Annotated in this window: 14 protein-coding genes and 1 tRNA gene; 13 read left to right on the top strand and 2 right to left on the bottom strand. The window is 35.3% G+C overall.

Annotated elements, in window-relative coordinates; genetic code table 11:
* Nucleotides 1-161 precede the first annotated feature (161 nt).
* The 4 genes from CYAN10605_RS09070 to CYAN10605_RS09050 all read left to right on the top strand — a co-directional run bounded on the left by CYAN10605_RS09070 (nucleotide 162) and on the right by CYAN10605_RS09050 (nucleotide 6,540).
* Complete coding sequence (locus tag CYAN10605_RS09070) at nucleotides 162-1,157, top strand: L-lactate dehydrogenase (RefSeq protein WP_015219645.1); 996 nt, start codon at nucleotides 162-164, stop codon at nucleotides 1,155-1,157.
* A gap of 21 nt (nucleotides 1,158-1,178) precedes the next feature.
* Nucleotides 1,179-2,408 carry a potassium/proton antiporter gene (locus CYAN10605_RS09065; protein ID WP_015219644.1) on the top strand — a complete coding sequence of 410 codons (1,230 nt, stop codon included), beginning with the start codon at nucleotides 1,179-1,181 and terminating at the stop codon, nucleotides 2,406-2,408.
* A 343-nt stretch (nucleotides 2,409-2,751) separates the two neighbouring features.
* Complete coding sequence (locus CYAN10605_RS09055; protein WP_015219642.1) at nucleotides 2,752-5,160, top strand: GH116 family glycosyl hydrolase; 2,409 nt, start codon at nucleotides 2,752-2,754, stop codon at nucleotides 5,158-5,160.
* Between the two features lie 300 nt (nucleotides 5,161-5,460).
* Nucleotides 5,461-6,540, top strand: a complete 1,080-nt coding sequence (locus tag CYAN10605_RS09050; RefSeq protein WP_015219641.1) for a PIN/TRAM domain-containing protein — start codon at nucleotides 5,461-5,463, stop codon at nucleotides 6,538-6,540.
* Between the two features lie 109 nt (nucleotides 6,541-6,649).
* Here CYAN10605_RS09050 and CYAN10605_RS09045 read toward each other — a convergent pair whose 3' ends face one another.
* The gene (locus tag CYAN10605_RS09045; RefSeq protein ID WP_015219640.1) at nucleotides 6,650-7,288 is read right to left on the bottom strand and encodes an LON peptidase substrate-binding domain-containing protein; all 639 of its coding nucleotides are present in this window, start codon (nucleotides 7,286-7,288) and stop codon (nucleotides 6,650-6,652) included.
* 312 nt (nucleotides 7,289-7,600) lie between these two features.
* Between CYAN10605_RS09045 and CYAN10605_RS09040 the strand changes: the two genes are divergently transcribed.
* Both CYAN10605_RS09040 and CYAN10605_RS09035 read left to right on the top strand, forming a co-directional pair.
* Nucleotides 7,601-7,894 carry a hypothetical protein gene (locus CYAN10605_RS09040; RefSeq protein ID WP_015219639.1) on the top strand — a complete coding sequence of 98 codons (294 nt, stop codon included), beginning with the start codon at nucleotides 7,601-7,603 and terminating at the stop codon, nucleotides 7,892-7,894.
* A gap of 12 nt (nucleotides 7,895-7,906) precedes the next feature.
* Nucleotides 7,907-8,539, top strand: a complete 633-nt coding sequence (locus CYAN10605_RS09035) for a class I SAM-dependent methyltransferase (protein ID WP_015219638.1) — start codon at nucleotides 7,907-7,909, stop codon at nucleotides 8,537-8,539.
* Nucleotides 8,540-8,650: 111 nt separating this feature from the next.
* Here the strand turns inward: CYAN10605_RS09035 and psbD are convergent, their stop codons facing one another.
* A complete protein-coding gene (gene psbD / locus CYAN10605_RS09030; RefSeq protein WP_015219637.1) occupies nucleotides 8,651-9,706 on the bottom strand; it encodes a photosystem II D2 protein (photosystem q(a) protein) in 1,056 nt (351 codons plus the stop codon).
* 246 nt (nucleotides 9,707-9,952) lie between these two features.
* On the opposite strand from psbD, the gene CYAN10605_RS09025 reads away from it, so the two are divergent.
* The 7 genes from CYAN10605_RS09025 to CYAN10605_RS08995 all read left to right on the top strand — a co-directional run bounded on the left by CYAN10605_RS09025 (nucleotide 9,953) and on the right by CYAN10605_RS08995 (nucleotide 15,123).
* Complete coding sequence (locus CYAN10605_RS09025; RefSeq protein WP_015219636.1) at nucleotides 9,953-10,225, top strand: UPF0367 protein family; 273 nt, start codon at nucleotides 9,953-9,955, stop codon at nucleotides 10,223-10,225.
* Nucleotides 10,226-10,316: 91 nt separating this feature from the next.
* Nucleotides 10,317-10,973, top strand: coding sequence for an energy-coupling factor ABC transporter ATP-binding protein (locus CYAN10605_RS09020; RefSeq protein ID WP_015219635.1), 657 nt, complete (start codon nucleotides 10,317-10,319; stop codon nucleotides 10,971-10,973).
* A gap of 95 nt (nucleotides 10,974-11,068) precedes the next feature.
* Nucleotides 11,069-11,617 carry an NYN domain-containing protein gene (locus CYAN10605_RS09015; protein WP_015219634.1) on the top strand — a complete coding sequence of 183 codons (549 nt, stop codon included), beginning with the start codon at nucleotides 11,069-11,071 and terminating at the stop codon, nucleotides 11,615-11,617.
* 65 nt (nucleotides 11,618-11,682) lie between these two features.
* Nucleotides 11,683-11,763, top strand: a tRNA-Leu gene (locus CYAN10605_RS09010).
* A 1,436-nt stretch (nucleotides 11,764-13,199) separates the two neighbouring features.
* Nucleotides 13,200-13,490 (top strand): hypothetical protein, encoded by a 291-nt coding sequence (locus CYAN10605_RS09005; protein ID WP_015219633.1) that lies wholly within the window; start codon nucleotides 13,200-13,202, stop codon nucleotides 13,488-13,490.
* Between the two features lies 1 nt (nucleotide 13,491).
* A complete protein-coding gene (locus tag CYAN10605_RS09000; RefSeq protein WP_015219632.1) occupies nucleotides 13,492-13,911 on the top strand; it encodes a hypothetical protein in 420 nt (139 codons plus the stop codon).
* A gap of 177 nt (nucleotides 13,912-14,088) precedes the next feature.
* Nucleotides 14,089-15,123 (top strand): PriCT-2 domain-containing protein, encoded by a 1,035-nt coding sequence (locus CYAN10605_RS08995; protein ID WP_015219631.1) that lies wholly within the window; start codon nucleotides 14,089-14,091, stop codon nucleotides 15,121-15,123.

Here is a 15,123-nt window from a genome sequence, read left to right as displayed (position 1 = left end):
AACGAGTAATTATCAACTATTCACTATTCACTATAAACTATTCACTTTTGCCCTTTTCGCTATCACTTATAGATGGAAATTTATCCCAAACTTAGAGTGTCTTAACCATTTGTTATCCTAAACTTGCTATATTGCCAAATCAAACCATTGGAATAAAAATCATGTTTGAAAAAATATTACTATCTAACCCCAGTGCAGAGAATCCTAGCTCTTTACGTCCTCGGAAGGGAATTATTATTGGTTTAGGGCAAGTCGGATTAGCTTGTGCTTATTCGATGTTAATTCAAGATTGTTTTGATGAGTTAGTTTTACAAGATATTGCATCGGATAAACTTGAAGGAGAAGTAATGGATTTTTCCCATGGAATGCCTTTTATTCCACCCACAGACATCAAAGCTGGAACCATCGCCAATGAAGGAAGAAATGCAGATATTGTGATTATTACAGCAGGAGTTGCTCAAAAAGAAGGGGAAAGTCGCCTGAGTTTGCTAGAAAGAAATATTGCCATTTACAAAAAAATTCTCGCTGATGTTGTTAAATATTGTCCTGAAGCAATTATCTTAGTGGTAACAAACCCTGTGGACATTATGACCTATGCAACCCTTAAAATTACTGGGTTTCCTAGTTCCCGAATTATTGGTAGTGGTACTGTGCTTGATACTGCGCGTTTTCGTACCCTATTAGCTAAAGAAATGGATATTGACCCTCGTAGTGTCCATGCTTATATCATTGGTGAACATGGAGATAGTGAAGTTCCTGTATGGAGTACCGCTAATGTTGGAGGAATGAAACTTGTGCCGAATACGTGGGCTGATTTACCTGAAGATGAAAAAGCTACTTTATCGGGAATTTTTCAAAAAGTTCAAAATGCGGCTTATGATATTATCAAATTAAAAGGCTATACTTCTTATGCTATAGGTTTAGCCACTACAGATATTGTAAAGGCAATTCTCAATTCTCAGGAAAGAATTTTAACGGTTAGTGGTTTAATGACGGGTATGTACGGTATTGAGGATGTTTGTCTAAGTATTCCGAGGGTTGTTAGTGAAAGAGGTATCATTAAGACTGTTAATCTAACTCTTTCTGAAGATGAGGAAAAGTTATTACAACAATCGGCAAAGATGTTAAAAGAAGTGTTTGATAAGATTAATTACTGAAAATGTATTTCATAAATACGAATGAATCTAAGTTATTTGTCCATAGAGGAACTTTTTTTAATTTTTGGCATATTAATATTAGCCAGTGTATTTGCTAGTAAAATAGCATCTCGTTTAGGAGTTCCTGCCTTACTTTTGTTTTTGTTGATTGGTATTCTTTCTGGAAGTCAAGGTGTCGGTGGTATCGACTTTGAAAGTTATGGTGTCAGTCAGTATGTTGCCGATTCGGCTTTGGTAATTATTCTTTTTTCAGGAGGGTTAGATAGTAAATGGCGACAAATACGTCCTATCATCAAAGAAGGTTTACTTCTTTCAACCTTAGGAGTTTGTATCACAGCCGTTTTAGTCGGTAGTTTTGCATGGCTTATTCTTGGTAGTTTTTCTAGTTTTAATTTGGGGGTTAACGGTATTAGTTGGACGGAAGGTTTATTATTAGGTGCGATCGTATCTTCTACAGATGCGGCGGCTGTTTTTTCCATATTAAAGTCCAGCAATATCAGATTAAAAAATAATTTACAACCTCTTTTGGAACTAGAATCTGGTAGCAATGACCCCACAGCAATACTTCTAGCCACTTCTATCATCGGGGTTTTAGCACAAGGAGTATTTAATCCTACTGTTATCATTTTTAGTTTATTACTACAAATACTAATAGGTTCTTTTTTTGGCTACTACGGTGGTTTGTTAATGGTGTGGGTGATTAACCGTATTCAATTGGCTTCAGATGGACTTTATCCTGTTTGTGCTTTTGGTTTATTACTTATGATTTTTAGTATCACGGCTTTTGCTCGTGGTAATCCTTTTCTTGCCGTTTATATTATAGGTATTGTTTTTAGTAATAGTAATGTTTTGAAAAAAGAATTAATTATTAGTTTTCATGATGGTTTATCGTGGTTGATGGAAATAACAATGTTTTTAACTCTTGGTTTATTAGTCTTTCCTTCTGATTTACTTTCTAATATTAGTGTCGGAATTGCGATCGCACTCTTTTTAATTTTAATTGCCCGTCCTATTAGTGTATTTTTGTGTCTTGCACCTTTTTCTAAATATAAACAAGCGGATAAGTTATTTGTTTCGTGGGTTGGCTTAAGAGGGGCAGTACCGATTGTACTTTCTATCATGCCTATTACTCAAGGTTTTGAGTACGCAGATCAAATTTTTAACCTTGTGTTTTTCTTAGTAATTATCTCGGTTTTAATTCAAGGATTATCTCTTACACCGATGGCAAGATTTCTTAAAGTGATAGACTAGATTTCTTACAGAAATCAGGAAAGAGGGAATAGTGATGAAATTCACTGTAAAACGCCCAAATTTTACTTAAAACTATCTCGTATAGTTATTCTTTTGGAAATTTTTTGAGCACAAAATAACATTGTTCAGCAATTTCCATACCTTTTTGCCAAATTATTAAATCTTTAAAGTCTTTTATCTCTGACATCTTGAAGTCTTTAATATCAAAAAATATTTTAACACCTTTGCCTTTTGCCCCTTGCCCTTTGCTCCTTTAACTTTGCCCTTGAGCGCATAAATGTTATATCCAACTGGTATTTCTGCTGATAATATTGATGATTAATGAAAACTTAATTGAATAACTATGCTCAAAATCGAACTACCTCAAATTCCTTCCTCTGCATGGCAATGTGAAATCGGCAAAGAATGGGAAAAACCCTATACAGTACGCTACGCTAGCAATTTAGATGATGGAGCTAATCATGGTATGCCTTTGGGTGGTTTTGGTGGTGGTTGTGTTGGTAGAGGGGTAAATGGTGAATTTAATCTTTGGCACATTGATGGTGGTAATCATATTTATCAGTCTTTACCAGCTTGTCAGTTTAGTGTTTTTGAGCAAGTAGAAGGAGAACCTCCCCAAGTATATGCCATGAGTACTAATTCCCCTACTGATGGTAGTTTATCAAGTTGGGCATGGTATCCCCAAGGAAAAGGTACATATTCCGCACTTTATCCTCGTAGTTGGTTTGACTATCAAGGGGTGTTTAAATCTCGTCTTATCTGTGAGCAGTTTTCTCCTATTTGGGCAGGAAGTTACCAAGAATCTAGTTATCCTTTGGCTGTGTTTGAGTGGAGTGTGCATAATCCTACTGATAAGGAAATAACCCTGAGTATTATGTTTACATGGCAAAATAGTGTGGGTTGGTTTACTAATGCTATTAAGTCTCCCACTGTAAAAGTTAGGGATGATGGTAGTCCTGAGTATGAATATCGACCAAAATGGGGAGATAGCACGGGTAATCTTAATCAGTGGATTCAGGATAATTTTAGGGTAGGATGTTTGTTCGATCGCATCCGTATGGAAGAACAACCCCAAGAAGGGGAGGGGCAATGGGCAATTTCTAGCATTACAAACCCTAGCTTAGAAGTCTTTTATCATAGTCGTTGGAATCCCAAGGGAGATGGTGCAGATATATGGGATTATTTTGCCATGAATGGCTCTTTACCAGATTATCAGGATGAGACACCCGCCGAACCCGGAGAACAAATTGCGGGGGCAATGGCGATTAGATTTACAGTTAAACCCGGGAAAACAAAAAAAATTCCTTTTATCCTAGCATGGGACTTTCCTGTAACCGAATTTGCCCAAGGAATCACTTATTATCGCCGTTATACGGATTTTTTTGGTAGAAATGGTCGTAACGCTTGGGCAATTGTACGCACAGCATTGAAACACCATGATATGTGGCAAAATCGCATTAAAGAGTGGCAGAAACCAATCCTAGATCGAGGTGATTTACCAGAATGGCTAAAAATGGCTTTATTTAACGAATTATATTTGTTGAGTGAAGGAGGAAGTTTATGGACTGCGGCAACAGAAAATGACCCTGTGGGACAATTTGGGGTTTTAGAATGTATTGATTATCGTTGGTATGAAAGTTTAGATGTACGTTTATATGGTTCTTTTCCTCTAATCATGATGTGGCCTCGTTTAGATAAATCAATTATGGAGGCTTTTAGTCGGGCAATTCCTACAGAAGATAAAACCCCTCGTATCATCGGTTATAATCAGACACAGGCTATCAGGAAGGCAAAAGGAGCAACCCCCCACGATTTAGGCGCACCAAATGAGCATCCTTGGGAAAAAAGTAACTATACCAGTTATCAAGACTGTAATTTATGGAAAGATTTGGGCTGTGATTTTGTTTTGCTAGTTTATCGAGATTATTTATTTACTGGTGGTTTAGATCAAGATTTCTTGTGGGAATGTTGGGATAGTGTGGTGGAAACTCTCCATTATGTGAAAACTTTTGATTTAGATGGTGATGGTATCCCTGAAAATTCTGGCGCTCCTGATCAAACTTTTGATGATTGGCGTTTACAGGGTATTAGTGCTTACTGTGGCGGTTTATGGATTGCAGGATTAGAAGCGGCTATCGCTATTGGCAATACATTGATTGCAAATCCCCCTATGAATCCTAGTTTACAACCTGATGATTACCCCCAAGGAATTAAAGATGCGATCGCAGTTTTTCAACAATGGTTAACTCAAGCAAGAAGTCTTTATCATGAAACTCTTTGGAATGGGGAATATTACCGCCTCGACAGTGAAAGTGGTTCAGATGTGGTTATGGCTGATCAACTATGCGGACAGTTTTATGCTCAATTATTAGGATTACCCGATGTTGTAGAATCGAAATATGTAAAATCTACCCTCAGAAAAGTATATGATGCTTGTTTCTTAAAATTTCATGATGGTAAATTTGGTATTGCCAATGGAGTAAAACCCGACGGAAAACCTGTTAAAGAAAATGACACTCATCCTTTAGAAGTGTGGACAGGTATTAATTATGGTATCGTTGCTTTTATGATTCTCAACGGCATGAAACAAGAGGGGTTAAGAGTCGCAGAAACGGTGGTGAAACAAGTCTATGAAAATGGGCTACAATTTCGCACCCCTGAAGCGATTACAGCAGTAGGTACATTTCGAGCGAGTCATTATCTAAGGGCAATGGCAGTGTGGGCTATTTACTATAGTCTGGAGAAAAAATAGCAATTTATGAAAAATAACTATCATTTTTAAGGTCTTTGAGACTGTTTCTTGTTCTCTACTTTCCTGATACCACTTTTTCATCAACCTTCTTCCCTATCTTAACCAGACAACTTAAATGCACTCCTAGCTTAATCACTCCTTGATTCCCTCAACAAGTCTGTGAAAAACTCGCACAGATGCGATCGCTCTTTATTTTTTTTAAGTAACGTTAAAATAGAACCTAGGTTAACTATAGTTAACAAAATGAACAGGATTAAACGCCTATAATTAGTTATCAGTATCCCATAAGGATCTAAATCTATGATTGATATAATTATTATTACAATTTTTGTCCTTGCCTTTGGAGGTGTTGGTTTTGACATAGTCGAACTTCTCCCCTCCGAAATTCAAAATCAGGTATCGAACATCCAAGCCTTAAGATGGTTGGTGGCAGGTTTTGCATCCATTATCGGTTTAGCCATAGGTTTAGTGGCACAAACTACCTACCGTCGTTTAGAACAAAAAATCCGTCAAACACCGATTGAAGTTATTATCACCAGAGCTATTGGCTTGGCAATGGGTTTATTATTAGCAAACTTATTATTAGCACCTATTTTCTTATTGCCCGTGCCGAACAACTTTAGCTTTATAAAACCCATGATTGCGATTTTGGGTAGCGTTATGTTTACTGTTTTAGGAGTATCTTTAGCCGACACTCACGGACGTACTTTTTTACGTCTGATTAATCCTAACAGTATTGAGTCAATGTTAGTTGCAGAAGGCACATTAACCCCTGTTGCCACAAAAATTTTAGATACCAGTTGTATTATTGATGGCAGAATACAACAATTATTAGCCACTGGTTTTATTGAAGGTCAAATTTTAGTCCCTCAATTTATTCTCGCCGAATTGCAACAACTAGCCGATGCCACTAATGACCAAAAAAGAGTGAGAGGCAGAAGAGGCTTAGATATTCTCAATCAAATGCAAGAAGAATATCCCGATAAAATAGTCATTCATCCTGAAGAATATGAAGAAGTTACAACTGTGGACGCTAAACTACTTCATTTAGCCCATGATATTAATGCAGTTTTAATCACCAATGATTTTAACTTGAGTAAAGTTGCAACTTTGCAGAAAATTACCATACTCAATGTCAATGATTTAGCTCAGGCAGTACGCCCAATTTATCTACCAGGGGATTATATAGATCTCAAAATTCTTAAACACGGAAAAGAACCTACTCAAGGAATTGGTTACTTAGATGACGGTACAATGGTCGTAGTTGAAGAAGCAAATGGCCATGTAGGAGAAGAGCTAAGAGTTGTTGTTACTTCAGCTTTACAAACCTCTGCTGGTAGAATGATTTTTGCTAAAACCTACGCTTCTGCTGTTTCCTGATCAATCTTATTGTGATAAGTCTTTACTCAGTCTCAACTTTAATCTTATCTAGCTCAAAAAAATGCCTAATTAACCTAAAACCTGATACCTGAAACCCGACACCTGACACCTAGTTAAAAGCGTCCTTTAAAGCCGTACGAGCCGCTAAGTTGCTTCTTGTGGTTGCTAAAATGTCGGCTTCTCTTTGTAGCCTTTCCCCTGTGTTATCTATTTCCAGCAGTGCTTGTTGTTCACTCGCTACCCCATAAAGGTTACTAGCAACCCAGTAGGATAATTCTATCGGTTGAGTAGGTAAGTTTTCAGGTAACTCTATTTTTTGATCTGTTAATTTAGCTGAAAGTTTAACAACATCATGGAGTAATGTGGTTACTTCTTCGGCTTTTGGTTGGAGATTTTCTTGGGGGGGTAGGTCTTCAAACCATTCCACTAAACCAACTCTATAAGGTTTTTGTCTCACATATTCGAGTAGTCTAAACCTTTGTTGTCCTAGGGTAAGCACCTTCATGCGATCGTCTGGTAATCTTTCAAAGTGAATTATCTCAGCACAACATCCCACTTTTGCTATTTCTCCACTAATAGGGTCTATCATTAATACTCCAAAACGTCGATCATATTCAAGAATTGTATTCATCATCATGCGATAACGAAACTCAAAAATATGTAGGGGTAAAGGGCGCCCCGGAAATAGCACAACTTCAGGGAGGGGAAATAATGGTAATTCTCTTACTGCAATGGAGGATGATGCCATAATTTTTATTTTTGTAGGTTGTTTCTTATAATTTTACTAATTTTCTTCTTTTTCTTCTGTGGTTTCTCGTCCAAATTTCCCTAAAAATCGATAAATTTACCCAGTTTATTGGTTATGAATTTCAAATTAACCTAAGTTTAGAATAAATTTGTTTGGTTATGGTAACGGATGAAAAATTAGGAATTAAGACCGGGCAAAGGTAAATAGTTGATAATTAATAGCTCCGAACTAGTCTCCCCCAACACCCTGACACCTGCAACCTGAAACTTACCCTTATCCGATATTTTTGCATGAAACTGAGGTGTTAAAGTAATGAAAGCGTACATTAGAGACAATATTCTTTACATCAATAAAGAGGACATTCCTGAGTATCAAAAAGGGAAATCTGTCGTTAGAAATAATTATTTTTGGGCGTTAAAATCTATCAGCGACTATGCACCTTTTAATGGTGATTGGGAATTTTGTTCTGAAATTTGGATTGCTTTAGGTAGGATGTTGTTATTTTTCTATAATTCTGGTTACTTGGGCGATCGCGAAACCATGTTAGAATTTGAGGACGATGTCTTGATCCCTGATGAATTAAGAGCAGTTTCAACAAAACTTTAAGACTTAAACCCCATGGCAACCTTTCTTCGTCCCTTAAGTTATAAATATCAATGGTTATACGATACAATTTCTCGTCTGGCGGCAATTCCTGTGGGGGGAGAAAAAAAATTTCGTGAATTAGCCTTATTAGATTTACCAATAACCAAGGAGAGCAAAATATTAGACCTTTGTTGTGGTGCAGGACAAACTACTAAATTTTTAATCAATTATTCCACTAATGTAACAGGTTTAGATATTTCTCCTCTTTCCTTAGAAAAAGCTAAGAAAAATGTTCCTCAAGCAAAATATATTGAGGGTTTTGCTCAAAAAATGCCCTTACCTGATCAATACTTTGATATTGTACATACCAGCGTTGCCTTACACGAAATGACGACAGATGAATTAGAGGCAATCTTTGCGGAAGTTTATCGAGTCTTAAAGCCAGAAGGAATATTTACTTTTATTGATTTACATAAGCCTCATAATCCCCTATTTATTCCGGGTATTTTTGCTTTTATGTGGTTATTTGAAACCGATACTGCATGGCAGTTATTGAAGACGGATTTATCGGTCAAATTAATTGATTCTGGATTTAGTATTTTAAAACAAAAATTATATGCAGGAGGCAGTTTACAGGTTATTCAGGCAAAAAAGCCATTAATTTAAGGGTTGATTAAAAAAAGTATTTTGATTGAAAAGTTTTATCATTCATTAATCACCATCAAAAAAGCCCCAATCATGGGGCTTAAAACTTCTTATTGGATTAATCTTAAGAAATTAGAGAGCGTTACCACGAGGTAATACTTCTTCAGGGAAGACAAATCTTTCATGAGGTTGATCTTGAGGTGCCATCCATGCACGTAAACCTTCATTTAATAAGATGTTTTTGGTGTAGAAAGTTTCAAATTCAGGATCTTCTGCCGCTCTTAACTCCTGAGATACGAAGTCATAAGCACGGAGGTTGAAGCCTAAACCAACAACACCGATCGCACTCATCCATAATCCTGTTACAGGAACAAATAACATGAAGAAGTGTAACCAACGTTTGTTAGAGAAAGCAATCCCGAAGATTTGAGACCAGAAACGGTTAGCTGTCACCATGGAATAGGTTTCTTCTGCCTGAGTAGGTTCAAAAGCACGGAAAGTGTTTGCTTGTTCGCCGTCTTGGAATAATGTGTTCTCTACTGTTGCACCGTGAATTGCACAAAGTAAAGCTCCTCCTAACACACCAGCAACTCCCATCATGTGGAAAGGATTGAGAGTCCAGTTGTGGAATCCTTGGAAGAACAAGATGAAACGGAAGATACCCGCAACACCGAAGCTAGGTGCAAAGAACCAGCTAGATTGTCCTAAAGGATACATTAAGAATACGCTTACAAATACAGCGATAGGAGCAGAAAATGCGATCGCATTGTAAGGACGAATACCCACAAGACGAGCAATTTCAAACTGACGTAACATGAAGCCAATTAAACCAAAAGCTCCGTGTAATGCTACGAAAGTCCATAAACCGCCGATTTGACACCAACGGGTGAAATCTCCTTGAGCTTCAGGACCCCATAAAAACAAGAGGGAATGTCCAAAAACATCCGCAGGAGAAGAAACAGCAACGGTTAAGAAGTTAGCACCCTCTAAATAGGAACTAGCTAAACCGTGGGTGTACCAAGAAGTAACAAAAGTTGTACCAGTTAACCAACCACCCAAAGCTAAATAAGCACAAGGGAAAAGAAGGATACCAGACCAACCAACGAATACAAAGCGGTCTCTTTTAAGCCAGTCATCAAGGACATCAAACCATCCTCTTTCTGGCGCACGTCCGACTGCAATGGTCATAAAATAAACTCCGAATGAATATAATTACAACAACGTTTCTTATTTCTCAAGTCTAAATTACTGTTAAAATCAGTTTACAATGACTTACTGAGAAAAGTTTACTTTTCTTAACGTTATATTTATAGTACCATTCTATGGGAAAATATCAAAATTTGACAACTCATTTGTTAAAAAAAGATTAAAAATATTAAAATCGGTTAAGCTAAAATTAGAGCCTATTTATAAGATTACACTGCAATTATTAATATGATTACAATTGATTTATTAGTGAGATATATTCCTGTTCCTTTATCCGTAGAAAAAAAAGAAGAAAGTGAAGCTCAAACCCTTTACAATCAGATCATCGAAGCGATGAAAAGTTCAGAAACTCAAATTGTAGAACTCACTTGCGATAAACAAACTGATAAAAAAATTGCTGTTATTAGTGATCAAATTACGGGAGTAGTAATTTCTCAGAAAGACGGTACAAGTAAAGGCAACAACGTACCCGGATTCTTTGCCGCCCTTGCCGAGAAGTAAGTTAAGTACATAGTTCAACGTTATACTTTTAGGGTTTTCGGGTGTTAGGGTATTAGGAAAATTTTTTGGTTCTACATTCTAAATTTTTATTTTGAGTAAATCAGATATTGCGATCGCAGTTGAAAATCTCAGATTTTCTTGGAGTCCACAAACATCGGTTTTAAACTCTTGTAGTCTTACTGTGCCAAAAGGTGAGTTGTGGATGTTACTAGGAAATAACGGTTGTGGTAAATCTACTTTATTGAGATTATTAGCGAATTTACTAATTGCCGATGAAGGTCATATTTATACTGATTCTCCTCTCGGCTTTGTCTTCCAAAATCCAGATCATCAATTGGTAATGCCAACGGTGGCCGCAGATATTGCTTTTGGCTTAGTTTCTGAAAAATTGAGCTTATCTCAGATTAAAGTAAGGGTAAGAGAAGCCCTCTGTGCTGTTAATCTCCTCGAATTAGAGGATAGACCCATTTATGCCCTCAGTGGTGGACAAAAACAACGTATAGCCATTGCAGGTGCGATCGCACGTCATTGTCAGGTATTATTATTAGATGAACCTACAGCATTATTAGACCCAGATACTCAAATAGAGCTAGTAGCTCTCGTACAAAAAATTGTCAAAGAAAGAAATATTACTGCCTTATGGGTGACACATCGTCTCGAGGAATTAAATTATGCAGACGGCTATTTTTTATTAAAAGAAGGTAAAGTAGTATCACAAGGGAATCCAAGGGAATTATTTAAGAATTAGTGGCAATTGTTACGACTTCAAGATTAAATTTTTGTTAAAATCTACCATTATGACAGCACCAAAAATTAATCTTAGTAAAATATATATGCAAGGAAATGAATGCTACTATTTCTCAGGCTATCTTATTAGTGGATGGCTACAATGTCATCGGTTCATGGGCTTACCTCCAGAGTATAAGAGACCAAAAAGGCCTTGAATACGCCAGAAACTCTTTAATTGAAAGTTTAATTAACTATTCTGGTTATAAAGAGTTAGAAACAAAAATAGTTTTTGATGCCCATTATCAAAAAACTGTTAAAAATGAAGAAAAATACAGTAAAAGTCTTTCTGTTCACTACACATCATATTCAGAAACGGCAGATACTTACATAGAAAAATTTTGTGCTTCTTTTGTTCGTCAAAACCCAGAGAGTCGCACAAGGATAATAGTTGCAACATCAGATCAAGCTCAACGTCACACGGTAGTAGGTTATGGGGCAGAATGGATGTCTGCTCAAAAACTAGCCAAAGAAGTTGATTTTACAAGTATAAGGCAGAAAAAAAACTTACGTTATCGACCAAAGTCTCAAGGTCGTTTTCTGTTCAATTCCCTTGATAGTAAAACTCAACAGGCATTGGTGAAGATGAGATTTGGAGGTGGATAAAGAAAAATTTAGCCAAAATCGTTGAATTATTCTATTAAGACTGTTATGATAGTATTTGGTCTTAAGCGGACGTGGCGGAATTGGTAGACGCGCTAGATTTAGGTTCTAGTATCTCTGATGTGAGAGTTCGAGTCTCTCCGTCCGCATTCTCTAGGTTTCTTTTCTCTTCATCGTTTCAGAAACTTTCTTTTATATTAATTAGTTTTTTTCAATTATTCTTCAATAGTTAAAAAACATTAAGATACTTGTGACAAGTTACATGAAAATAAACGTAAACCATCTACTTTTAATAAAAAAATAACGACAAAACAACCTTTCAGAAAATAATAATACATTGTCAAATATAAATATATCAATGCTTGTAGATTAAAAGTAGAGGAAAAGTAGAATAATACTTATATAGCTATTTATAAACTTATATTTTATAAGCATTTAAACAAAAGCTAAAAAGTAGAGGATTGAGTAGATGAAAGTAGAGAATTTTTATTCATTACCACTAAATCCGAAACGGGTTTTGTTTTTTATTATTGGCAACACGTTTCTGTTTTGACGGTTTCCATTTTGACAGGATTATAATCTCGTCAATTCTAGGTTATTAATCCAAACTCGTTTTAGTTAGTTCTGGTTCAATCACATCCCAAAATAAGTGCGAAGGCTGTGGGCTAGATTTGCACTTGTCTAATTTCTTTCTTTTTGTTTCCACCTTTCATCTTCTCCGAGAAAAAAGAAAGAGTGATCACCCTTAATTTTTAATGATTTCAGGACTTTAGCTCACTCAAGCTAATTAAACAATTCATTTGGCGACCTTAAATATAGCTCGCTAACGAACGGTGGAGCAAAAGAGAACTCCTCAAAAAGCCTTCTCACCGACTGAATCACTATTTATGCTGTTCTGTACCATATCTTTCAAATTCATCTGAAATCTTAGAGAAAAGTGAATAATCCCTCTTACCTTTTTTCTTCGTTTCTATTGCACTTTTTGAGGCAATTTCTAAACCGTTTCATTGACAGACCTTAAATATAGGTCTATATCGAGCGATAACGGAAAACTGATTACTTGAAAACTTTTCAGAGCAACTAACATAGGGATATTTAATGGTTGTTTTCAAGGAAAAAAGAAGCTGAGGAGAAAATTCTGCAAAATCCAAAAGCTCTTGAGGTATTTTTCACCGCCAGAAGATTAGAGAAAATTACAAGAATTTTTACTTAATCACTTCCAGAAACTCAATGAAGTATGAATTATTGAAGCACGAAACAAAGTAATTTATGGTTGCATGTCTTTGAAATACTTTGATGAGAGTACCAACAAATTATAAATACGAAAAATAAATATTCAATTTAAGACACCTAGAAGGACTTATTTTGCCCTTTCAATACCTTCAGGATTAATCAAAATATTATTATGTAATAATCGCAAATAAACGTATATATATTAGGAAAAAATCACTACAATAATTACAGTAATTAAACTTATAAAGTAAGCACACTACTTAAAATCGGAATGTACAAGTATTTTTGGTCAATAAATATGTTATACTTAGGGGACTAGATAAAAAAGTATAATCGGAGTGTACAAAAATTTATGGTTAGTTTAAATAGTCTTAAGAATCTTAAGCAAGGAGGACAACCGACAAAATGGAAAAATACCCCAACAAAAGCAATAAGAATACCAGTAATATTTGAGGATAAAATATTAGCTTATGCACAACAATTAGATCTATGTTTAAGTTCTGATAATCATAATAATAATCGGAGTGTACAAAAGTTTTTAATTGAAATAGCAAATAAAATTGATAATAAAGAAAAAGGCTATAAGAGTAATTCTGCTAGTCAACTAATCAAAGATTTAAAAGATTTAATTAAAGAGATTTAAAATGAAAGAGCAAAGAATAAAAAAAAGAGTCACGACTTATTTTAAAGAAGAAGACTTAATCAAAATGGATGATTTTTGCAAAAAGCATAACATTAAAAGAACAGAATTTTTAGAGAGAGCATTAAACCACTTTGTTAATTCTATTGAAAATGATTTGAATTTATTATCTCTTGCCTATTATTCTGTTTCTGATTGTAATTGGTTAAGATTAGCCGTTGATGATTTTTTATATGATTTATGGGACTCTTACTATCAAGATGAGGATATTGAACCCGATAAAATTCTTGAAGAAGAAAATGTTAAATGGCATGAATATCCTGAAATGATTGAAAAATACGGTTTTGAAAAAGTAGTATCAATCTTAATTAAGTTTATATCTGCGGAAAATAATCTAAGATTTAAAAGGCATAGATTATTATAATCTTATGACTGTTTTTTTGTTATATTAAAAACATCCTTTCAATTCCTACCTGAAAGGACATTACAAAAAAACCAGAAGGTGTTTGCGGTACACCCCAAAACCGTGTGATTACTTAGTTTTTGAAAGTATCTAACTACTTTCAATTAATTCAATTAAAAAATTAATTAATTTAATTATATGACAAAAAATAACAGTTTTTCCCTAACTGAGCTTTTTAGTTCAGATCGTTTTGCTGTATGTCGTGATAAAGAATACTATGAAAAATCATGGCAAAAAGGTAAATCTTATGACTATTGCCAAAAACAATTAAAAATCGGTAAACCTAATGGCTATGGATTGTTAACAGGTGAATTTAATGGAGTAGGTATTGTTTCCATAGACTTTGATGGTGATAGTGCGGATCAAGTAGCTAAAGCTATTGGTTCATGGTTACTCAATCAAGATAGTATGTGTTGGTCAAGTGGCAAAAAAGGTCATTATCAGATTGCATATCAGATACCCACTGAACACTTAGCTCTATGGCAACATATCAGCAAATATGACTTAACCAAATATAAAAACTATTCTGCTATCAATGGCGATCATCTTGAAATACGCTATAAAGGTTGTGCGAGTGTCTTACCCCCCTCTGTTCACCCTGAAACAGGTTATTATAAGTGGATTAAGGAAATCTCCCCCCGTTGTCTATCTTTTCAAGAGTCTTATGATTTACTCAATACCTGTTTAATTTTCATCAAGGATAATGACTTATCTCCTCAAGATGAATTGAGATTAATTGAAACCGCTTTATCTCATATTCTTAGTGATGACTACCATCAATGGGTAACAGTGGGTATGGCATTGTACAATCATGGAGTTGATTTTGATATTTGGGATAAATGGAGTGCTACCAGTGCTAAATATGATGGCAAGGGAATAGAGAAAAAATGGGATAGTTTTAAAAAGGGTTATAAAGTAGGGATAGGTACATTATTTTACCTTGCAAAAAATAATGGTTTTAATCAGTCTCAATGGATGAGAGAGAACCTCAAAAGAAATGTCAAAATACTGTCTAAAACTTATGAAAAATCTGGGAACGATATTAATGAAAATAACGTTCCTTTTTTGTTTGAACAATTAGTAAATAAGTTAGCACAACCTGAGATTAATGAGTCACAAAGATTCTTAGAAATAGGTCAATTCTGCACACAATATAAAGTAGCCCCTAGCTGA

Origin of the sequence: Cyanobacterium aponinum PCC 10605, assembly GCF_000317675.1 — a bacterium.
Lineage (GTDB): Bacteria > Cyanobacteriota > Cyanobacteriia > Cyanobacteriales > Cyanobacteriaceae > PCC-10605.
Note: the sequence above shows the minus strand (reverse complement) of the source record. Positions and strands in the feature narration are given on the sequence as shown.

Excerpts from the sequence above, each read along its gene's own strand:
- CYAN10605_RS09025 (WP_015219636.1), top strand. The coding sequence starts at position 9,953 with ATGATTACAATTGATTTATTAGTGAGATATATTCCTGTTCCTTTATCC.
- CYAN10605_RS09065 (WP_015219644.1), top strand. The coding sequence starts at position 1,179 with ATGAATCTAAGTTATTTGTCCATAGAGGAACTTTTTTTAATTTTTGGC.
- CYAN10605_RS09045 (WP_015219640.1), bottom strand. The coding sequence starts at position 7,288 with ATGGCATCATCCTCCATTGCAGTAAGAGAATTACCATTATTTCCCCTC.
- CYAN10605_RS09070 (WP_015219645.1), top strand. The coding sequence starts at position 162 with ATGTTTGAAAAAATATTACTATCTAACCCCAGTGCAGAGAATCCTAGC.
- CYAN10605_RS08995 (WP_015219631.1), top strand. The coding sequence starts at position 14,089 with ATGACAAAAAATAACAGTTTTTCCCTAACTGAGCTTTTTAGTTCAGAT.
- CYAN10605_RS09015 (WP_015219634.1), top strand. The coding sequence starts at position 11,069 with ATGAATGCTACTATTTCTCAGGCTATCTTATTAGTGGATGGCTACAAT.
- CYAN10605_RS09000 (WP_015219632.1), top strand. The coding sequence starts at position 13,492 with ATGAAAGAGCAAAGAATAAAAAAAAGAGTCACGACTTATTTTAAAGAA.
- CYAN10605_RS09055 (WP_015219642.1), top strand. The coding sequence starts at position 2,752 with ATGCTCAAAATCGAACTACCTCAAATTCCTTCCTCTGCATGGCAATGT.
- CYAN10605_RS09005 (WP_015219633.1), top strand. The coding sequence starts at position 13,200 with ATGGTTAGTTTAAATAGTCTTAAGAATCTTAAGCAAGGAGGACAACCG.
- CYAN10605_RS09050 (WP_015219641.1), top strand. The coding sequence starts at position 5,461 with ATGATTGATATAATTATTATTACAATTTTTGTCCTTGCCTTTGGAGGT.
- CYAN10605_RS09040 (WP_015219639.1), top strand. The coding sequence starts at position 7,601 with ATGAAAGCGTACATTAGAGACAATATTCTTTACATCAATAAAGAGGAC.
- psbD (WP_015219637.1), bottom strand. The coding sequence starts at position 9,706 with ATGACCATTGCAGTCGGACGTGCGCCAGAAAGAGGATGGTTTGATGTC.
- CYAN10605_RS09035 (WP_015219638.1), top strand. The coding sequence starts at position 7,907 with ATGGCAACCTTTCTTCGTCCCTTAAGTTATAAATATCAATGGTTATAC.